We start from the raw sequence: 21,910 nt of genomic DNA on the forward strand, positions 1-21,910 counted from the left end.
TCACCAGCATGAAATCCTGGAAATTCGGCGGCCTGGCCGTGATAGTCGTTGTTGCGGCCGCAGCTTACTGGTGGTCCCAGTCTCAGGGCACGACGCCCTCCGATGGGGCGCAAACGGCGCAAGCGGGTCCGGGTGGTCGAGCCGGTGGAGGCGGCCCTGGTGGCAGAGGTCCGTCGGCAGCACTGGTCGTTGTGCGGCCGGTGGTGGACGCCGTCATCAATGATCGACTGAAGGCTGTCGGCAGCGGCAAGGCACTCGCTTCGGTCAGCGTCGTTCCCTTGTCCAGTGGCCTGCTGACCGATGTACTGGTGAAGTCCGGCCAGCGGGTCAGCAAGGGAGATGTGCTGGCCCTGCTCGATGACGATGAACAGAGTCTCGCCCGAGACCGTGCCGCACGTACCGCCGAAAATGCAGCTGTGGATGAGGCTCGCCTGGCACAACTCTATCGCACTCGCACCACGACGGAGGCGGAACTGATCAGAAGCCGCGCCGATCTGGCCGACGCCAATCTGGCGCTGCGTGAAGCGGAGCTGGCACTGGCTCGCAGAAAGATCACCGCCCCCATCGACGGCATCGTCGGACTGGTTGCTGTGGACTCTGGAAACTATGTCACAACACAGACCGAAATCGTCACGATCGACAACCGTGAAACCATCGTGCTCGAATTCTGGGTGCCTGAACGATTCGCCAACCAGATAGCGGTTGGCCAGGCTATCGAGGCCACGGCTCAAGCCAACCCCTCACGCGTTCACCAGGGTCTCATCACCGGTATCAGCAGTCGTGTCGAAAGTGACAGCCGAACCCTGCCAGTCGAGGCGCAACTGGACAACCAGAGTGACACCCTGCGACCCGGCATGTCGTTCAACCTGTCTCTGGCATTCAATGGCGAGACCTACCCGGCTGTCGACCCTCTGGCCATCCAGTGGGATTCCACCGGCTCCTTCGTATGGCGAGCCAGCGAGGACAAGGCTGAGCGCGTTCCGGTGAAGATCATACAACGCAACCCCGAGTCGGTGCTGGTGGCCAGTGAACTGGCCGCAGGCGATGAAGTGATTACAGAAGGTCTGCTGACCTTGCGCCCCGGCTCCCGGATACGCAAGCAGGGTGCCCCGCGCAATGCGCCTGGCGGACAGGGCCCCGGCAGCCAGCCGGCATCGGGACAGAGCACAGCTTCAGCCGACGCTGCCACGACACAGGCTGCACAACCATGAGCAACGACACGCAAGGGCAATTGACGCCATCGGATGACAGCTCACTGACATCCAGCAAGAATGACTTCACCTCTCTGTTCGTACGCCGACCGGTACTGTCCACCGTACTGAGCCTGCTGGTCATTGTCGCCGGTCTCGCTGCCATCGTCGGTGTGGAAATTCGTGAACTGCCGGCTGTCGACAGCCCCGTCATCAGCGTGACCACCACCTACTCCGGTGCGTCACCGGAGACCATCGATCGCGAGGTAACCGCCGTGATCGAATCTGCCGCGGGGCGGGTACCGGGCGTGCAGTCCATTTCCTCCTCCTCCTCGTTCGGCAGTAGCCGGGTGACCGTTGACTTCAAGGAATCAACCGATCTGGACGTTGCCGCCTCCGACATGCGCGATGCCATTGCGCGGGTGTCACGCGACTTGCCGGAGGATGTCGACGATCCACGTATCGTCAAGGCGGACAGTGATGCCGAGGCGGTCATGCGCCTGGCCGTCACCTCGGACCGACTGAGTGCCGAGGAGATGACCATCATCGTCGAGAACCAGATCGTCGACAACTACACGGCGGTCAACGGCGTTGCCGATGTCCAGGTCTATGGCGATCGAGAGCAGGTATTTCGAGTGGATGTGGACCAGACGAAACTGGCCAGTCGCGGTCTGAGCATCGCAGACCTGGCCGGGGCACTGGAGGATGCCGCCTTCGATACGCCGGCAGGTTCGCTCTCCAGTGATACTCAGGATCTGTCTGTACGGGCCACGGCTACCGTGAATTCAGCCGCCGAGTTCGAGACACTGCTGATCGATGAACGCACCCGCATCGGGGATATCGCCACGGTAACGCTGGGCGCCGACATCGGTTCCAGTTCCCTACGCGCCAATGGCCGCACCGGTATCGGCATGGGTATCATTCGTCAGGCCGGCTCCAATACGCTGGAGATATCCGACAGTGTAAGAGCCGTCACCGAGCGCCTCAACCAGAGTCTGCCTGAAGGCATGGAAGTCCGTGTCACCAGTGATGATGCCGTGTTCATTCGTGGCTCCATCAAGGAAGTCCTGCTGTCGATCTCGCTGGCCATCGCCATCGTCATCTCGATCATCTACGTCTTTCTGCTCAACTGGCGCGCCACACTGATCCCGGCGATCACCCTGCCCGTTGCCTTGATCGGCACGGTGGCCGGTATCTGGCTTGCCGGTTTTTCCATCAACATCCTGACCTTGCTGGCCCTGCTGCTGGCTACCGGCATGGTGGTCGATGACGCCATCGTGGTACTGGAGAACATCGTCAACCGACGCAATGACGGTGCCGGCCCCAAGGCGGCGGCTGTCATCGGTACACGTCAGGTATTCTTTGCCGTCATCACCACCACGGCTGTACTGGCCGCGGTGTTCGTTCCACTGTCGTTTCTGCCGGGCAAGGCTGGCGGTCTGTTTCGCGAGTTCGGCTTCGTACTCGCCATTGCAGTCACCATCTCATCCATGGTCGCCCTGACACTGTGCCCCATGCTGGCTTCCCGCCTGCTCAAGGACACACCGGTGCCAGGCAATGCAGAAGCGGCGCAGCGGAGCCAGGAGAGCGCCTCGCGCAACCCCGTCAGACGCTTTGGCAATCTGTGCGCCGACCTGTATGCCAGCGTTCTCAAGGGTTGCCTGCGCATGCCCTGGCTCGTGGTCGGTGGCAGCCTGCTGATGGCAGCACTGGCGTGGTTCACTCTGGCATCGGTCCCCGAGGAACTCATTCCGCGCGAAGATCGCTCCGTTGCCCTGCTGCGCATCTCCGCACCGCAGGGCGTCAGCCTGGACTACACCGCTGCCCAGCTACGCAAGATCGAGGACGTTGTGCAGCCCCTGGTGGAAAACGGCGAGGCGGAAAACGTGTTCTCACTGGCGGGTCGAGGCGGCAGCAGCAACAGCGGCTTCATGGTGGTGACACTGAAACCCTGGGAAGACAGAGACCGTTCACAGCAGGACATCGTTGATGACATCAACGCCGGTCTGCGCACCATTCCCGGCGTGCGCGCCTTTGCCATCCAGCCCAACAGTCTGGGCATTCGCGGTGCAGGCTCGGGCCTGAAAGTGGCCATTGCGGGCAGCAGTTACCAGACGCTGGCTGCCACGGCCGACAGCATCGTCGAACAACTGGAACAGGATCCGCGCTTCGGGCGGGTGGAACTGGGCTACGAGACCAACCAGGCTCAGCTTTCCATCAGCATCGACCGGGAACGCGCTGCCGACCTCGGCATCGACATCACCGGGCTGGCAGCAGCCATGCAATCGGTGCTGGATGGACGTGACATCGGCGATGTGTTCATCGAAGATCGTGCCGTGGCCGTGAAGTTGCTGTCCACGACCCAGCCGGTGAACGACCCGACCGATCTGGCCAATCTGTTTCTGCGAACATCCGACGGCCGCATCGTACCGATGTCCACCATCGCCTCGCTTACCGAGTCGGCCATAGCGCCTTCCCTGCCGCGTGAAGAGCGATCGCGAGCAGTGACCATCACCGCAGGTCTGACACCGGAGATGGCATTGCGTACCGCGATGCAGGAATTCGAGAGCATTGCAACACCGCTGCTGGAGAGCGACATGCGTCTGATTCCGCTGGCTGAAGCGGCTTCCCTGAACGAGACCTCCAGTGGCCTGGCCCTGACCTTCGGCTTCGCCATTGTCATCGTGTTCCTGGTGCTGGCGGCGCAGTTCGAGAGCTTCGTCAGCGCGCTCATCATCATGTTCACGGTGCCCTTCGGCCTGGCCAGTGCGGTCTTCGCGCTGTACCTGACCGGCACCAGTCTGAACGTCTACAGTCAGATCGGGCTGGTGCTGCTGGTAGGCATCATGGCCAAGAACGGCATTCTGATTGTCGAATTCGCCAACCAGCTGCGTGATGAAGGCATGAGCGTGGCCGAGGCATCATTGCAGGCCGCCACGATCCGATTGCGCCCTGTTGCCATGACGCTGTTCTCGACCGTACTGGGTGGCGTACCTCTGGTACTGGCATCGGGTGCCGGCGCGGAAGCCAGAACGGCCCTGGGCTGGGTCATCGTTGGCGGACTGGGCATTGCCACCTTCTTCACCCTGTTCCTGACTCCCGTAGCCTACCGTCTGCTTGCGGGATTCTCGACCTCCAAAGGTGCGGCGAATCGTCAACTGACCGAAGAACTGCAGCGAGTCAACCGTGGCAAGGCGGTCATGGGCCAGGCCGTGTGATTGCACCACCTCGAATCCGCACACCACACCGGTGTGCGGATTCGAGCGATCGACTGGTCTGTGACGAACGGCAATCACTGTCATACCCATGACATATTTCTCTTGAAATAGTCCGATGCGCTGGTATGGTAGCAGGGGTTAACTACACGACTTCCATCGGGTAATCTGCAGTCATTACCCGACGCCCCTCTTCGGAACAGCAACTCATGACCACACGACGGATGCTCTTGTCCAGGCCACTGGCAGCCATGGGAATCTTCTCGACCGCCGGTATTCTTGCAGCAAGCCTGATGGCCAGTGGCAGCGCCCTTGCGGCCGACTTCACTGCTCGCATAGGCCATCTCGAATCGGACCAGCAATCCCGTCATGTGCACCTGCAGAAAGTCGCCGACCTGGTAGCGGAGCGCACTGCTGGAGCCGTGGAGTTCCAGATCTTCCCGCAAGGCCAACTGGGCGGACAACGTGAAATGACAGAAAGCGTGCAGTTGGGCACGCTGGAAGCCACCGTGTCACCGGCTGCCTTTCTCGGCGGCTTCAATGCCGCCGTATCGATTCTGGATATCCCCTTTTTGCTGCCGGCTGATGAATCTGCTGCGCAAAGTCTGCGTGATGGTCCCTTCGGGCAAGCCCTGCTCGATTCCTTCGATGCGAAAGGTGTCAAGGCCATCGCGCTTTGGCCCAACGGCCGCAAGAATTTCACATCCAACAAACCGCTGGCCAGCATCGACGCCTTCAACGGCCAGAAATTTCGTGTCATGGACTCGAAGATCCTGATCGAACAGTTCGACGCCCTGAATGCCAGCGCCATTGCCCTGCCATTCGGCGAGCTCTATACCTCCCTGCAGACCGGTGTGGTCGACGGACAGGAAAACCCGCTGGATACGATCCAGCGCATGAAATTCCACGAGGTACAGAAATATCTGGTGCTATCCAATCACGGTGCCATGGAAGATGTCGTGCTGTTCAATCCCGGCTGGTGGCAGAGTATCGGTGAGGAAAACCAGTCCATCATCATCGAGGCCTTTCATGCCGTCATTCCCGAACTCGGCAGTCACAAGGCCGATGCCGTGAACGCCGCTCTCGATGTCATCCGTCAGAGCGATATCGACATTCGTGAAATCAGCGATGAAGAACGCTCGAGCATGCGCGCGCTGATGTTCGACAAGGCACGCGATGCCTATCTGGAACGCGCCGGCGAAGATGGTACCGCGCTGATGCAGGTCTACGACGAAGCCTACAACACTCTGTAGCCACAGCCCCGTCCTTGCCGTGACTATCCTCTCGCTGATCAGGCGCATGGAGCGCGTCTGGCTGATCACGATCTTTCTGGGCATGGTCGTGCTGTTCTTCGCTAATGTTCTGGTGCGCACCTTCGCACCTCAGCATGCCAGTGACCTGGCCTGGACCGAGGAGGCCGTGCGCCTGCTGAACATCTTTCTGGTCTTCGGCGGGCTCGGTCTGGCGCTGGAACGGGGGCGCCATGTCAGCATCGACAGTCTGCGCGAGAAGCTGAGGCCCACGCTGCGTCGCGCGCTATACCGGTGTATCGACGCAATCGGACTGCTGGCCTCGCTGTACATGGCCTGGCTGTCCTTCAAGCTCGTGCGGTTCGTGCTGGCCACCGGACAACGCAGCCCGACGCTGGATATTCCCATGGGCTGGATCTATGCCGCACCACTGGGAGGATTCTGCCTGCTGGCCCTGCGTTATGGTCTGAGTCTCACCAGCCGTATCGATCGCCGCCCGCAAGGTGCACAGGCGGACTCCTCACCCAGCTCGCCCGCTGCCGCACAATGATCGCGCTCATCGTACTGATCGCCCTGGCCCTGCTGGTGCTGGGCTTCGAGATGTTTCTGGTGCTACTGGTACCGGCACTGGCCACCAAGACCCTGTTCTACGCCAATCTGCCGGATGTTGCCCTGATCCAGAAGATGGTCGGCGGTATCAATCATTCGACCCTGCTGGCCGTGCCCTTCTTCATCCTGGCCGCCGAACTCATGGGCTCGGGACAGATAGCCAACCGTCTGACACACCTGGTCAAGAGCCTGCTGGGTCATTCACGCGGTGGTATGGGGCATACGGTCATCGGCGGCTCCATGGCTTTCGGCTCGGTATCGGGTTCAGCCCCTGCCACCGTGGCAGCGATGGGCCGCATGGTCTATCCGGAAATGCGCAGCAACGGATTCTCGGAACGATTCAGTCTGGGTCTGCTGGTCGCCAGTGCCGAAACGGCGCTGCTGATACCTCCATCCATCACCTTCATCATCTATGGCTGGATGACCGGCACCTCCATTGCCAGACTGTTTGCCGGCGGCCTGGCCATCGGCCTGGTTCTGGGCATCGCCTTTGCCTTGCTGGTCTCCTGGGAGGCACGCCGCCAGGGCTTGCCCGCTGCGGGCCGGGCCACGACTGCCGAACGATTTGCCGCACTGCGATCAGCCACCTGGGCCCTCGGCATGCCGGTGATCATTCTCGGTGGCATCTACTCCGGCATCTTCACGCCTACCGAGGCAGCTGCCGTCAGTGTGGTCTATGCCATCGTGGTGGAAATGCTGGTCTACCGGAATCTGAGCCTGCGGCAGCTCGCAGACATCGTGGAAGCCAGTGCGCTGTCCACCGCCATCATCTTCGTGTTGCTGGCCATGGGCGGCATGCTCTCCTTCTTCGTGACCCTGGCCCAGGTGCCGCAGCATATCAGTGAATTCCTGGTCGCCATCGACGCCGGCCCTGTTACCTTCCTGCTCGCCGTCAACCTGTGCTTCCTGATCGCCGGCATGTTCATCGACCCGAATTCGGCTCTGCTGATACTGGTGCCGCCGCTGTTCCCGGTAGCTACTTCCCTGGGAGTGGATCCCGTGCATTTCGGCATGATCGTCTCTCTCAACATAGGCCTCGGCATGATCACACCGCCCTTCGGCCTGGATATCTTTGTCGCCTCTTCGACGCTGAACAAGCCGGTTGCCACCATCATCAGCGGCGTCTGGCCCTTTGTACTGGCCAACCTCGTGGTACTGATGATCATCACCTACATACCAGGTATCTCCCTGTTCATCCCATCATTGCTCTTCAGCTGACCTCTCATCTGATCCAGTGACCACCCATTCGCTCAAGTTGCCGGTTTCGTACACCGCTATCTCGCCTATCCACCTGAAAACCAGTGATTGCCCGACATACGACTCCCTGTCATGAACAAGCACTCTGCCAAGCTGTCTACGCCGAACACCAGGGAGGGGGTGTGGCAAATCTGTCGCCAATGGGGGCAGCAAATGATTCGTGCATCGGTTCGCCGATGGCACCGCTGTCAACAACGTCAGGCTCTGCGTCGTCTGGCCAGATCGACAACCGTTCATGACAGACCACCATTCGGCCCCGGTACCGCGAGGTCGGTTCTGCTGGTCGGGCAGAACGCCCATGCGAGCGACGCTAGCCGACTGCTGCTGTCACTGGCACGCGTGCTGTCCCGAGAGTTCGATATCGACGTGCGGATCCTGCTCAGGCAGGGTGGTGCCCTTCTGCCCCGCTTCATGGACATCGCCGAGACGGTCGTACTGAAAGCCGACTTCGAACAGGACCCGCAGAACCTGTTTCATGACTCTGGTTGTCGACATGCCATCTTCAATGGCTGCAACACGGGCGATCTGCTGGAAGCCGCGCAACAGGCTGGCTTGTCCTGCGTGGCACTGTTGCATGAACCATCGGCCATCATTCAGGCAGATTGCCTGCAGCCACAGGCCAATGAGATAGCGCATCTGGCCAGGCATCTTGTCTTTTCCTCGGCAACCGTGCGGACCGAGTTCGAATACCACGAGCCCTATATCCGCGGCTCTGTGCAGGTCAAGGCTCCGGGACTGGAATATGCAGACAGCCGGATGAGCAACAACAGCGACACCCTGCGTCGCCAGCTCGGTCTGCGCAAGGAAGACCGACTGGTCATCGGCACCGGTCGCGGCACCCGCCGACGAGGTTTCGACCGCTTCGTGATGGCTGCCCAACGCCTGTGTGCCGAGCACGACAACCTGCATTTCTGCTGGATTGGCGGCAGCTCACGGGAAATGAAACAGTGGTTTCGCAGCCTGCCTCGCCAGACACTGAAAGGGCGACTTCATCTGCTTGATCGTGCCCCATACACCGACTCGTGGCTATCGGCGGCCGATGCTCTGTACCTCTCCTCACGCATTGACGCCTACCCGCGCGATGTCCTGCAGGCCCTGAGTCTGGGCAAGCCGGTCGTGATCCATGAAGGCGCTACCGGATTCGATGAGCCCTTGCTGTCGCTGCTGCAGCAAGCGGATATCGACGACAATGACGCGATCGACAGCGCCTTACGCACGGCCGTTTTCACCGATTCGCCAGAGCAAGCCCGGCAGCGGCAAGCGTATATGCGGGAACACCATCAACTGCGCGACTACGTGCGGTCGCTGTTGTCATTGATCGAGCTGCCAATGACACAGGCAGCGCTGACCAGCGACGATTCCCTGTGGCAGGAGCCCGACACCCTGACACTGGCAAACGGGTAGAATCACTCGACCTGCCAGTGTGATGCAGTACTGTCAGGGTTCGAAACCTCCCCCTTACCATCAATGTGGCCTGTTGCATGAATCAACGCTCCGTTCTGATTACCGGCTGCTCGTCTGGCATCGGTCTGGATGCAGCCCGTACTCTGCAAGCGCGCGGCTGGCGGGTACTGGCCACCTGCAGGCAAGCCGCAGACTGTGAACGCCTCAACGCTGAAGGGCTGGAATCCTTTGTCCTGGATTACGCCAGCAGCGATAGCGTGCAAGCGGGCGCCCGACAGGCGCTGGATATGACCCATGGCCGACTGGACGCTCTGTTCAACAATGGTGCCTTCGCCATCCCCGGCCTGGTGGAGGATCTGCCAAGGGATGCCCTCCGAACACTGTTCGAGACCAATCTGTTTGGCCAGTTCGAGCTGATCAACGCCATTCTGCCCGCCATGCGGGCACAGGGGCACGGCCGAATCGTCAATTGCTCGTCAGTACTGGGCTTTGCAGCCATGCCCTTTCGTGGTGCGTATGTGGCCAGCAAGTTCGCGATGGAAGGCCTGAGCGACACATTGCGGCTGGAAATGCGTGACACGGGAATCCAGGTCGTGCTGATCGAACCCGGCCCGATAGGCACTCGCATACGGGAAAATTCCATTCCTCACTTCGAGCGCTGGATAGACTGGCAAACCTCTGCGCGACGCGACGCCTATGAAAACCAGCTGCGCCCGCGACTGTACGAGCCGAAGCTGAAGAAGGACCGGTTCGAGCTGCCATGCAGTGCAGTGAGCGACAAGCTGGTTCACGCGCTGGAAAGCCGGCAGGCACGCCCACGTTACTACGTGACGACACCCACTCGCGTCGCGGGTATTCTGAAACGAATCCTCAGCACCCGGTGGCTGGATCGGGTGCTGTCCCGCTAGTCTGACACCCCACCAACATTCGCGATTTCGTCACACTTGGCGCTCGGTGGTATACCATATAGCAGATTTTTGGGGCGTCAATTTCATTCTGGTGGCTGTTCAGCCGCCACTATTTCCAATGCAGTGTCCGATTCGAAGCCGATGACAACGGCACCAGAGTCGGTCCCTGATCGGAAAAGACCCACGGAGAGACAGGTGCTCAGACGGCCAATTGCTTCCATGCTAGTCAGTGACGACGGGCAACAAGCGCTTGCGCACGCGTTTCAGAGCGGCCACGGACCCGGAGTCCCGGCACGACCTCCACTGATCACCTATCTGGCGGAAGGTGTCTGTCCATGAACACTCCCGTCACCGATTATCCGGTCGCCACCGGCAGCGATGCTGCGGCTCCCGACCCTTGTAACAGTCCATCCATGAGACCTTGCTTCTATGAATATTCATGAATATCAGGCAAAGGCGCTGCTGAAATCATTCGGCGCCCCCGTATCCGAAGGAGTGCCCATTCTGTCACTCGATGATATCGATTCTGCGGTATCGACCTTGCCTGGTCCCGTCTACGTGGTAAAGAGCCAGATTCACGCCGGTGGACGCGGCAAGGGAACCTTCAAGGAGCTGTCCAGCGACGCCAAGGGCGGTGTACGTGTCTGCTTTTCGGCGGACGAAGCCCGCAGCAATGCTCAGGAAATGTTCGGCAAGACGCTGGTTACCGCGCAGACCGGCCCTGCCGGCAAGCAAGTCAACCGCCTGTACCTGGAAGACGGCGCAGACATCGCGCGTGAACTGTATCTGTCCATCCTGGTGGACCGCGACAACAGCAAGGTGTCATTCGTGGCATCCACCGAAGGTGGCATGGACATCGAAACCGTTGCCCACGACACCCCCGAGAAGATTCATACCGTCGCCATCGATTGCCTGAAAGGCATGGTCGACGCCGACATCGACGCACTGAATTCGGCTTTCGAACTCGACGGTGCAGCAGCCGAAGATGGCAAGACCCTGTTTCCCCTGCTCTACAAGGCATTTGTCGATACCGACATGAGCCTGCTGGAAATCAACCCGCTGGTCGTGCTCAAGGACGGTCATCTGCGTGTTCTGGATGCCAAGGTATCCTTTGACGGCAATGCCCTGTTCCGGCATCCCGAGATTGTCGAACTGCGCGACAAGACCGAAGAAGACGACAAGGAGATCGAAGCCTCCAAATACGACCTGGCCTATATCGCACTCGATGGCGACATCGGCTGCATGGTCAATGGTGCAGGCCTGGCCATGGCCACCATGGATATCATCAAGCTGTACGGTGCCTCTCCTGCCAACTTCCTGGACGTCGGGGGCGGCGCGACCGCGGAGAAAGTCACGGCTGCCTTCAAGATCATCACCTCTGACCCGAACGTCAAGGGCATTCTGGTCAACATCTTCGGAGGCATCATGCGTTGTGACGTCATTGCCGAAGGGGTGGTCACGGCAGTGAAGGAAGTCGGTTTGCAGGTACCTCTGGTTGTCCGCCTCGAAGGCACCAAGGTCGAAGAAGGCAAGGCCATCATCAATTCAAGCGGCCTGAACGTCATTGCCGCAGACGATCTGGACGATGCCGCCCAGAAAGTTGTCAACGCGGTCAAGGGATAAGCAGACATGTCAATATTGATCAACGAAAACACCAAGGTCCTCGTCCAGGGCTTGACCGGCAAGACCGGTACCTTCCACACCGAACAGGCGCTGGCCTATCACGGTACCAAGATGGTTGGCGGCATCCACCCCAAGAAAGGCGGTAGCGTCTGGACGTGCGGCGCAGGCGATGCCGAAGGTCAGGAACTGCCCATCTTTGCAACCGTCAAGGAAGGCAAGGCCGAGACCGGTGCGACGGCCTCTGTCGTGTATGTCCCACCTGCGGGTGCGGCTGCCGCCATCACCGAAGCCATCGATGCCGAGATCGAACTGATCATCTGCATCACCGAAGGTGTACCCGTACGTGACATGGTCGAAGTCAAGGCGCGACTGCAGGACTCCAGCTCCCGTCTGGTCGGTCCCAACTGCCCCGGCATCCTGACGCCCAATGCCTGCAAGATCGGCATCATGCCCGGCAGCATCTTCATGGACGGCAGCGTTGGCGTTGTGTCTCGTTCAGGTACCTTGACCTACGAAGCGGTGTATCAGACCACACAGGCAGGTCTGGGCCAGACAACAGCTGTCGGTATCGGCGGCGACCCGGTCAAGGGTACCGAGTTCATCGACGTGCTGGACCTGTTCCTTGACGACGAGGAAACCAAATCCATCATCATGATCGGTGAGATCGGTGGGTCTGCCGAGGAAGAAGCGGCCGAGTGGCTGATCGAACAGGCCAAACAAGGTCGCAAGAAGCCAATGGCTGGTTTCATCGCGGGTCGCACAGCACCTCCGGGCCGTACCATGGGCCACGCCGGTGCGGTCATCTCCGGTGGCAAGGGTGGCGCTGAAGACAAGATCGCGGCCATGGAAAGTGCCGGCATTGTCGTATCTCGCTCCCCTGCCAAGCTGGGTGAGGCTCTGCTTCAGGCCATCGGCTGAGGAAGCCTTGCGGGCAGTGCGGTACCCGCACTGCCCGGCTCGTACTTGCCGGCCATGGTCCTGATGGCCGGCATCTGTTTTCAGTTCCTGACCAGTTCGATGTAGTCGATGGCAAAGCCATGGCTACGGCCGGATATCTCCAGCTGATACGTCTTGCCGGCAGTCAGGTTCTGCTTCAGGACATAGCGCTTGCCGTGTGCATCGACCTTGCCGCCCACGATCCATTGATCCTTGCCCTTGTTGAAGATCTTCATCCAGGAAGATCCGTTCATGCGCAACCAGACATCGTTGTTCAGATCACTGGCAGCAGGGTTCAGGGCCCGACTGCGTAGCTGCAAGGTGTATTTCCCCGTGCTGCCGGGCGTTACCGTAAATGACATGATTCCCTTGCCGGCCTGTCGCACGTTGTACAGATTTGCGCCGGACCAGCGAATATAGCCATTTCCCGAATAGCCGGCACGCTGGGTGTCCTTCACCCAGCCGCTACCCAGCGGATGATTTTCCACCTCGATACGAAGGGAGTTTCCTGTAGTGGTCTCGGCGGCACTGTCTGACGGCGAAGTCGAGGGTTCCGATGGCGCGCTGTCTTGCACCGAACCATCGATATCGGCCAGCGTCGGATTCCGGAAGCTTGCACAGATGTAGCCACTGCCACTCGGATCGCAATCAACCCGTGGCAGACTGGTGATCTGTGCATAGGCCCGTCTGGCAGCCGACAGACTGCCGCCATAGACGGCAACCCGACCGCTGCTGACAACAGTTGTGTCAGGCTGTGTGGGTACCACCACTTGCGATGGTTCGTCATTCGTCACCGGGTCCGTGCTCGCATTGCCCTGTGTATCTGCCAGCGTCGGATTCTGGAAACTGGCACAGACATAACCACCGCCGGCAGGATCACAGTCAACTCGTCTCAGTGACGTGGCACTTCGATACAGTGCTCGTGCGTTCCCCAACGAACTGCCATACACCGCAACGCGACCGGTACTCTGCTCGTCATTCGGCCGTGGTTGAGACGGTGCCTCAGGCTCGGTTGGCAAAGCGGGTGCCGGCACTTCAACGCTTGCTGCCCCGAAGTAGACCTGCCCGAAGTCGAAGGCATCAGCCACGCGATTCGTGGACACGTCGAGTATCTCCAGAATTTCCACCACATCAGAAAAGTCGACCACCCGGTTCGAGTTGGTCACCGCCTGGAATGCCGTGTCCCAGACATGCGCATAGCGACTCTTGCTGGTCAGATCCTGGAAATCCGACGCATTCTTCCGGTTCGTTCTGAGCCAGGCAGTCGCGTTCTGACGATTGCCGTCGTCGATCTTGCGGTAACTGGTCGCCGACTTGACCAGTGCCAGATTGCCACTGCTGGTATGTTCCTCGTTCCACTCGGAATGCTGCACGACACGAATGTTCTTCAGTGCGCTGACATTGCGCGCCTTGAGTTCGCGAATCACATCTGCGGTGAAATCACTGGGTCCACTCTCGGCGACATGTACCGTCCCGCCCGAGCGCAGGGTCTGCTGCCACCGGTCGGCAGCCTGATGCAATGTATTGCTCCTGTCGTGGAACGCGTCCAGACCATCGGGAAACACCATTCGCATGATGTCGGAGCTCCCCTTCAGTATTCCGGAGTTTCGATCACTCTTGGTTCCGTTGATGGCAAGTACATTCAGGCCGGAATACGTATCGAATACCTCACGCGTAGCCGGCATGGACTGCAGGTCGTCATAATCGTAGCTGCTGTCCCAATGAACCGATATCAGATCACCAGACTTGTAATGTTGATTGGCTGCAAGAGCAGATGTTGTCAATGCGAAAAACAGAAAAGAGGCCGAAAGTAGTCTCATGAATGGTTTCCAGGTTGGCTTCGGTTCAACGATCATCAATAAGTCGCCCCCTATTTTTACAGGTGTTTTCGCTTCTTGACGACGAGCCGATCATATAGCGTCTGAGCAATAACGCAATTTGCCAACAGCTTGAAAAGCCCTCACGCGTTAATACATCTGCGTCCCTTCTGGAGAATCCGGCATCCGGAAATCGAATGAAAAAACACGCCGGTAAACGCGCTTGTTTTTTGACACGGATTGCGCAGATTATCAATACAAGTCGGAGATGGTTTTCTGCAGTACCGCGGGATCACCACCCACCACGCCTTGTAGACAGCTGATTTCATTGACTATATCGCCAGAGCCGCTAAAAACCGTCACCGAGCGCAGATCGGCTGTCTGCTGTATCGACTATTCCTGCTCAGGGCTGCCTGGTCGATGGCAGCAACGCCATGGAACATGACAACACGGTCGCGGACAAGTCACATTCAGCCTCGGAGACCCGTTCAGAGCATGTAACCGGAAATAACATATTGACCTGACCGCAGGCTTGCGGAACCCGACTGCAAGCCTGCCACGGCCACCAGGACACTGGCTGGCAAGGCAGCGGCACTCATTACGGGAAAGGCCCGAATCTACTTCAGATAGGGCGTTGAAAAATCGTCCAGCTCGGACAGGGGTATGCTCAAGACGTAAGCCTCGACAGCATGATTGCCGCGCTTGCTGCCAACAGCGTGGTGCTGGTTCAGGGTCAGCATCATCGACAGCCAGCCATGCTCGATGGCATTCTTGTCCACACTGGCATGGTAATACCTCGTCACATACCCCTTGGCCAACAACACGCCTTTCCTGTCCAGCTCGGGAGAGAGACGGTGAAAATACAGGGAATCCCCTCTGGCGGATACCGCTCCCATGCCATCAGGCAGTTGAAACACATCATCCGTACCTGATCGGAACACATCGCCAAGCGATACCCACTGTCTGCCATCGAAATGATGGTAAAACAGTCTTCCGTCTCTGGCCGTGTTCAGGATGTGTGGATGGGAGTCACTGTCTACGGCAATGGAACCCGCGTTTCCGGGAACGGGATCGCCCTTGCCGGTGTTCCAGATCAGTTGCGGAACCGTACTCTGACCTGCACCACTCCACAACAAGGGCAATGCCACCTCCCCCTCACCGTACTGCTTCCATTGCCGTCCGTCATCGCTGTACAGATGAAACAGGTCATGCTGCTGTTCGGTACTTCTCGACAGTACCTCAGGTCGATCATCACGCCACAAGGCCGACAAGTGCAATTGCGTACCATCCGTATTCCAGGCAATGTTGCTGACATACAGACGCAAATGCGTTCCCGTGTTCAGTTGAGCCACATCCTCCCAGTAACGCGAAGACGTATTCCAGCGCTTCAGCAACCAGCGAAAGGCGGGCTTGCCACCACCCACTTCCTGTTCCCTGTAGGAGAAATACAACTCCTCTCCCAGATAGCTGAATGAAGGATAGGTTACCCGGTCATCGTCCTGCGGGTTGATCGACCGCTCGGGCAGTTGCCTGAACGAGGTGATATCATAGGGTCTCAAGGATATCGCCATGCGCAGCGGATCGACATGATGATTGGCGGTGGCAAACAGGGTACCGTCGGCTGCAACGCCGAAGGCCGTGTAGTTGTGACTGTCGTATTCGAGCGCCTCATTGCCGATGTGCTGGTGAATGTCCACGGCCTCGCTCCAGGATCCGTTCGGAAAATCACGTATCACGATCGCCAGGCGCCGCTGCTCATTGTAGAAGGTCAGTACCTGCTGCAGCTTGTGCTCGGCCCGGTTGTAGAAGGTGACAAGATCACTATCGGAATTCACATTGTAGCGATAGAGGTTGTCCATGCGCGACGGGATCCTGTCGAGCCTGGCATCGCTGACGGGCATCGCCGCCTCCGCCAGGCAGTCGACAGGCAGTGATGCATCGCCTGCACAATGCGCGCCCGAGGCAATGGCCGCCTGGGCCGATACGGCCGCATCCGGGGAGACCGGTAGCGGCATGGACAGGAACAGCAGCAGGCCGGCTGCCGCCGTTCTCGACAGAGTCATCATGATTGCGAAAGCTGAAGGAGCGTGGCTGAATGGCGAAGGCGCTCCGGCCGAGCAGTCAGGTCTCTATCGGAGCGCGCAATGCCCTGCAGGAATCCGTCCAGACACCAATCAGTCAGTGCCTGGCCAGACGCTTTTCAGTGATCTGTCACGCTCGGGCGAGCGGTTCTGTGACTCTGGACTCGATCGCCGACACCCGGCACGCGGAGAACTTGAATTCCGGAATCTTGCCATAGGGATCCAGTTGCGGATTGGTCAGCACATTGGCGGCGGCTTCCACGTAGGCAAAGGGCAGAAAGACCATGTCCTCTGCCACCGCCCGATCGGCACGTGCCATGATCGTGATGGTGCCACGACGCGTCTCCAGACTCATCATGTCACCGGGTGCGATACCAAGGCGACGCAAGGTCTTCGGATGCAGTGACGCATTGGCCTCCGGCTCCGCCCAATCCAGTACTGACGCCCGACGCGTCATGGAACCGGTGTGCCAGTGCTCCAGCTGTCGCCCGGTAGTCAGTATCATGGGGTACTGATCATCGGGCACTTCGGCCGGTGAGGTGACCTGTGCAGGTGTGAAGCGGGCCCTTCCTTCCGGCCTGGGATAACCGTCGGCGAACAGGATCGGCTGACCTGGATCGTCCGGAGACAATGACGGGTAGGTTACCGCAGTCTTTTCCAGTCGCTCCCAGCTGATGTTGTCCAGTGAAGGCATGGAACGCTTCATCTCGGCAAAGACCTGCGAGGGATGGGTATAGGTCCAATTTAGTCCCAGACGCTTTGCCAGTTCAACGGTAATCCACCAATCCTCTTTCGCCTCACCCGGTGGCGAGACGGCTGGGCGTCCCATCTGCACCTGGCGATTGGTGTTGGTGACCGTACCGGTTTTCTCGGGCCAGGCCGATGAGGGCAGAATGACATCGGCATAGTTGGCCGTTTCCGTCAGGAAGATATCCTGCACAACCAGATGCTCCAGTTTCGCCAGCGCATCCCGTGCATGCGTGACATCCGGGTCCGACATGGCGGGGTTCTCTCCCAGAATGTACATGCCACGCACCTGCCCTTCGTGAATCGCATCCATGATCTCGACCACCGTCAGACCTTTCCGCTCATCGATGTTGTCCGAGCCCCAGATGTCATTGAAGGCGGACCGTACCCCCTCATCGGTGACGGATTGATAGTCGGGCAGGAACATCGGGATCAGACCGGCATCGGATGCGCCCTGTACATTGTTCTGCCCTCGCAAGGGATGCAGACCCGCACCAGGACGGCCAATCTGGCCGGTCATCAGGGCCAGCGATATCAGGCAACGTGAATTGTCCGTGCCATGAATGTGCTGGGATATCCCCATGCCCCAGAAGATGAGGGCGGCCCGTGCTCCGGCAAAGGTCCTGGCCACATCGCGCAGCACCGACTCCTCGATGCCACACAGGGCCGACATCTTCGCCACCGGAAATTCGGACAGATGCGCCTTCATGGCTTCCCAGTTCTCGGTGAACCCGGCAATGTACTGTTTGTCGTACAGCTCCTCCTCCACGATCACGTTCATGATGGCATTGAGCATGGCCACATCGGTACCCGGCCGAAACTGCAACATGTGCGAGGCATGCCGCTTGAGCCCGACACCGCGCGGATCCATGACAATCAACTTGCCACCGCGCCTGGCAAACTGCTTCAGATAGGTTGCGGCAACCGGATGGTTCTCCACCGGATTGGCCCCGATGACAATGGCCACGTCGGCATGCTCTATCTCGTTGAATGTCGCGGTGACGCCGCCACCACCGACATTTTCCAGCAAGGCTGCTACCGATGATGCATGGCAAAGACGGGTACAGTGATCCACGTTGTTATGGCCAAAGCCCTGGCGGATCAGCTTCTGAAACAGATAGGCCTCCTCATTGGAGCACTTGGCCGATCCGAAGCCGGCGATACGCTGGCCGGTATCATCACGCAATCTGGCCATGCCACCGGCGGCGAAAGCCAGCGCCTCATCCCATTCGGCTTCGCGAAAATGAGTCAGCGGATCGGCCGGATCCACGTTCAGTCCCTTGGGTGGTGCATCCTCACGCCTGATCAACGGTTTGGTGAGCCGATGCGGGTGGGAGATGTAGTCGAACCCGAACCGGCCTTTCACGCACAGGCGATTTTCATTGGACGGTCCGGCTATACCGTCCACCCAGAGAATCTTCTCTTCCTTGACCTTGAACGACACCTGACAACCTACCCCGCAATACGGACAGACGCTCTTGACCTCCCGGTCGAAGGACTGACTGTCGCCCACGCCCTGCTCATCCAGCAGCACGGCCGGCATCAGTGCGCCGGTGGGACAGGCTTGCACGCATTCGCCACAGGCCACACAGGTGGACTGCCCCATGGGATCATCAAAATCGAAGGTGATCCGGGCATCGTGGCCTCGATCCGACATGCCGATGACATCGTTGACCTGTACTTCACGACAGGCTCTGACGCATAGATTGCAGTGAATGCAGGCGTCCAGATTGACGCTCATGGCAAGATGCGATGCATCCGGTGCGGGTCGCCGCGACGCATCGATCGGCGGGAATCGACTGACCGAAATATCCTGCATTGCCGCCATGTCCCAGAAGTGCGATGACTGGTCATGCGCCTCGTTCCTGGCCGGCTGATCGGCCATCAGCATCTCGACCACCATGCGCCGGGAGTGACTGGCCCGATCGCTCTGCGTGTTGACGACCATACCTTCGGTGGGCGTGCGGATACAGGATGCAGCCAGCGTTCGCTCGCCTTCAATCTCCACCATGCAGGCCCGACAGTTGCCATCGGCACGGTAACCGCTGGCATCCTTGTGGCACAGATGCGGAATCAGCGTGCCCTGACGTTTGGCGATTTCCCACAGTGACTCATCGACTGCGGCCGTCACCGTCTGTCCATCGAGCGTGAAAGTGACCATCCCTGCATTGTTCGAATCAGTCATGCTCTATACCTCATCCGCAAAGTGCTTCATGGTCAGGCGTATCGGGTTCGGAGCTGCCTGCCCCAGACCGCAGATGGACGCATCCACCATGACCGTACACAGATCTTCCAGCAGTGGCTTGTCCCAACGCTCCTGTTCCATCAGCTTGACCGCCTTGCCGCAACCGACACGACACGGTGTACATTGCCCGCAGCTCTCGTCCTCGAAGAAGCGCAGCATGTTCAGGGCGGCCTCGCGAACACTGTCCTGATCCGACAGGATCACCACAGCGGCCGAGCCGATGAAGGTACCGTAAGGCTGCAAGGTATCGAAATCCATGGGTACCTCATTGATACTTGCCGGTAACAGCCCGGCGGACGGACCACCGGGCTGATACGCCTTGAACACATGACCATCGAGCATGCCACCCGCCGCCTCGATCAGATCGCTGATGGTGGATCCTGCCGGCAACAGATGTACCCCGGGGTTCTTCACCCGCCCGGAGACGGAAAACGACCGCAAACCGACTCGACCATTCTTCTCGACACCGGAGAGAATTTCCGGCCCTTCACGGCAGATGCGCGCTATCCAGTGCAGTGTCTCGATGTTGTGAACCAGCGTCGGTCGATCGAATATTCCCTTCTGAGCCACGAAAGGCGGACGGTGTCGCGGGATGCCGCGCTTGCCCTCGATCGACTCGATCATTGCGCTCTCCTCACCGCAGATATAGGCCCCGGCTCCCCGTCGCAGGTCGATATGACCGGGCGCTACCAGGCCACTCTGTTCAAGGGCCAGGATTTCATGGCGCAGGATCTGCAGAACCGCAGGGTACTCGTCGCGCATGTAGATGAAGCAGGTGTCTGCCTCTATGGCCCAGGCGGCAATCAGCATGCCTTCGAGAAACAGGTGCGGCTCACGCTCCAGGTGATAGCGATCCTTGAATGTGCCTGGCTCACCTTCATCGCCGTTGACGGCCAGATAGCGCGGGCCCTGCTCGGCACGCACGAACGACCACTTCTTGCCGGAAGGGAATCCGGCCCCTCCCAGCCCACGCAATCCGGCGGCGAGAATGACATCCTGCACCTCATCCGGCGTCTGTTCACCGTTGCGAAGCGCTTGCAGACGCTCGTAGCCACCGCGATGGCGGTATTCGGCAAACGTCTGATAGTCCGGTAGATGGGCGTGGGTATCGCCGGCAGCCAATGCCGCCTCTGCCTTCTCCGGGCTGGCGTGATCGATGTGATGGTGCCCCAGTTCCAGCACCGGAGCGCTATCGCAGCGTCCCATGCAGGGAGCTCGAAGCACCCGCACCTGCGCCGGATCCATGCCGGCCTGCAAGCGGCTCAACAACTGCTGCGCGCCGGCCAGTTCACAGGCCAGAGAGTCACAGACACGAATGGTCAGCGGCGGTGGGGGGGATTCCCCTTCCCGAACCACATCGAAGTGGGCGTAGAAGGTCGCCACTTCGTAGACTTCGGCCTGCGACAGACGCATCTCATCGGCCAGGGCCCGCAAATGCGCGCTGGACAGATGACCATGGGCATCCTGTATGAGGTGCAGATGCTCGATCAGCAGGTCGGCTCGCCGCTCACGCGCGCCCAGCAACTGCCGGATCTCAGTCAGCGCCGCATCATCGACCTGACGCCCCTTGGGCGTATGGCGCCCCTTGCCCTTCCCCGATTTCCAGATTCCTGCTGCACTGCTGGACGACGTCATGACCTCTCTCCAATACGTTTGTGTCATGGGAATCCAAAACGTCAATAATTACAAATCATATTTTTCAATCAAGCAATTCGTTTTGCCTATCGTGAACCCGAATCGCCTCGTGCAATGCCGCAATGGCTGGCAAACTCAGTTCGTGGTCCTGCACGGCAATGCCGATTTCCTGCACCGCCTCCGGCTCGACCAGTGGCAGTCTGATGGTCTGTTCCGACAGCAACAGACTGTCGGCCAGCGATTGTGGGGCAATGGTGGCAGCCGTGCCGATGGCCACCTGGGCCAGAACCGCGGTGAAGGCATTGGTTTCCATCACCGGCTCCGGCTGCACTCCTGCCTCCAGAAACGCATCATCCACGACTCGCCTGAAATGCATGTCCTTGCCCAGCAGACACAGAGGCAGACCAGCCGCTTCCCGCCAGCTGACCGTGCCCGTGGTGCGTGGAGCCAGCTCGGCGCTGACCAGCAATACATACCGTTCTTCATAGATGGGCTCGAAACGCAATGAACTCCCCTCCATGTACGCTCGGTAGACTATGCCTGCGTCCACCGAATAGTCACCCAGCGCCCGTACAATCTGCGAGGAGGTCTGCGACGCAATCTCGATGGCCAGCCCCGGATGCATGCTGCGCAGTCGGGTGGATATGTCAGCGGCAAAGGGCAAGGCCGTGGGCACGACCCCCAGCACCAGCTTGCCACGCAACTCGCCGCGCGCCACCTCCATGTCCTGGCGCAGTCCCTCGGCATCCACCAGCAACTTGCTGGCCCAGCGAATCACCCGCTCCCCGTCCGGGGTGAACCCCAGAAAGCGATTGCCACGTCGCACGATGGGAACGCCCAGATCCTCTTCCAGATGCCTGATTCTGGCAGAGAAGGCTGGCTGCGAGATTCCGCAATCGGCCGCAGCCTGGGTGAAATGCCGGCGACGCGCCAGCGCCAGCAGCATCTGCAGGTCGCGAATGTCCGGATAAGTGATCATGGCAGGCTGTCATT

At 59.6% G+C, this 21,910-nt stretch carries 14 protein-coding genes; 9 read left to right on the forward strand and 5 right to left on the reverse strand.

Going from position 1 to position 21,910, the window contains the following annotated elements:
• Positions 1-8 precede the first annotated feature (8 nt).
• The 9 genes from ACUNV4_RS15410 (at position 9) to sucD (ending at position 12,374) form a co-directional block, all read left to right on the forward strand.
• Complete coding sequence (locus ACUNV4_RS15410) at positions 9-1,211, forward strand: efflux RND transporter periplasmic adaptor subunit (RefSeq protein ID WP_430879472.1); 1,203 nt, start codon at positions 9-11, stop codon at positions 1,209-1,211.
• Positions 1,208-4,408, forward strand: a complete 3,201-nt coding sequence (locus tag ACUNV4_RS15415) for an efflux RND transporter permease subunit (protein WP_430879473.1) — start codon at positions 1,208-1,210, stop codon at positions 4,406-4,408. Before ACUNV4_RS15410 ends, ACUNV4_RS15415 begins: the two co-directional genes overlap by 4 nt.
• A 206-nt stretch (positions 4,409-4,614) precedes the next feature.
• A complete protein-coding gene (locus ACUNV4_RS15420) occupies positions 4,615-5,658 on the forward strand; it encodes a TRAP transporter substrate-binding protein (RefSeq protein ID WP_430879474.1) in 1,044 nt (347 codons plus the stop codon).
• A 19-nt stretch (positions 5,659-5,677) separates the two neighbouring features.
• Positions 5,678-6,205 (forward strand): TRAP transporter small permease, encoded by a 528-nt coding sequence (locus ACUNV4_RS15425; protein WP_430879475.1) that lies wholly within the window; start codon positions 5,678-5,680, stop codon positions 6,203-6,205.
• Positions 6,202-7,482, forward strand: coding sequence for a TRAP transporter large permease (locus tag ACUNV4_RS15430; protein ID WP_430879476.1), 1,281 nt, complete (start codon positions 6,202-6,204; stop codon positions 7,480-7,482). The genes ACUNV4_RS15425 and ACUNV4_RS15430 overlap by 4 nt, the downstream gene beginning before the upstream one ends.
• Positions 7,483-7,593: 111 nt before the next feature.
• Positions 7,594-8,925, forward strand: a complete 1,332-nt coding sequence (locus tag ACUNV4_RS15435) for a glycosyltransferase (protein WP_430879477.1) — start codon at positions 7,594-7,596, stop codon at positions 8,923-8,925.
• Between the two features lie 77 nt (positions 8,926-9,002).
• Complete coding sequence (locus tag ACUNV4_RS15440; RefSeq protein ID WP_430879478.1) at positions 9,003-9,833, forward strand: SDR family NAD(P)-dependent oxidoreductase; 831 nt, start codon at positions 9,003-9,005, stop codon at positions 9,831-9,833.
• A gap of 429 nt (positions 9,834-10,262) precedes the next feature.
• Entirely contained in the window at positions 10,263-11,456 is a 1,194-nt protein-coding gene (sucC, locus tag ACUNV4_RS15445; protein WP_430879479.1) for an ADP-forming succinate--CoA ligase subunit beta, read from the forward strand.
• A gap of 6 nt (positions 11,457-11,462) precedes the next feature.
• Positions 11,463-12,374 carry a succinate--CoA ligase subunit alpha gene (gene sucD, locus ACUNV4_RS15450; RefSeq protein ID WP_430879480.1) on the forward strand — a complete coding sequence of 304 codons (912 nt, stop codon included), beginning with the start codon at positions 11,463-11,465 and terminating at the stop codon, positions 12,372-12,374.
• Between the two features lie 80 nt (positions 12,375-12,454).
• Here sucD and ACUNV4_RS15455 read toward each other — a convergent pair whose 3' ends face one another.
• The 5 genes from ACUNV4_RS15455 to ACUNV4_RS15475 all read right to left on the reverse strand — a co-directional run bounded on the left by ACUNV4_RS15455 (position 12,455) and on the right by ACUNV4_RS15475 (position 21,896).
• A complete protein-coding gene (locus ACUNV4_RS15455; protein WP_430879481.1) occupies positions 12,455-14,212 on the reverse strand; it encodes a hypothetical protein in 1,758 nt (585 codons plus the stop codon).
• 614 nt (positions 14,213-14,826) lie between these two features.
• Positions 14,827-16,275 (reverse strand): BNR-4 repeat-containing protein, encoded by a 1,449-nt coding sequence (locus ACUNV4_RS15460; RefSeq protein ID WP_430879482.1) that lies wholly within the window; start codon positions 16,273-16,275, stop codon positions 14,827-14,829.
• Positions 16,276-16,420: 145 nt separating this feature from the next.
• Entirely contained in the window at positions 16,421-19,222 is a 2,802-nt protein-coding gene (gene fdhF / locus ACUNV4_RS15465) for a formate dehydrogenase subunit alpha (protein WP_430879483.1), read from the reverse strand.
• Positions 19,223-19,225: 3 nt separating this feature from the next.
• Positions 19,226-20,917 (reverse strand): NAD(P)H-dependent oxidoreductase subunit E, encoded by a 1,692-nt coding sequence (locus tag ACUNV4_RS15470; protein WP_430879484.1) that lies wholly within the window; start codon positions 20,915-20,917, stop codon positions 19,226-19,228.
• 64 nt (positions 20,918-20,981) lie between these two features.
• The gene (locus ACUNV4_RS15475) at positions 20,982-21,896 is read right to left on the reverse strand and encodes a LysR family transcriptional regulator (RefSeq protein ID WP_430879485.1); all 915 of its coding nucleotides are present in this window, start codon (positions 21,894-21,896) and stop codon (positions 20,982-20,984) included.
• Between the last annotated feature and the right edge of the window lie 14 nt (positions 21,897-21,910).

The sequence above is a fragment of the Granulosicoccus sp. 3-233 genome (assembly GCF_052681095.1).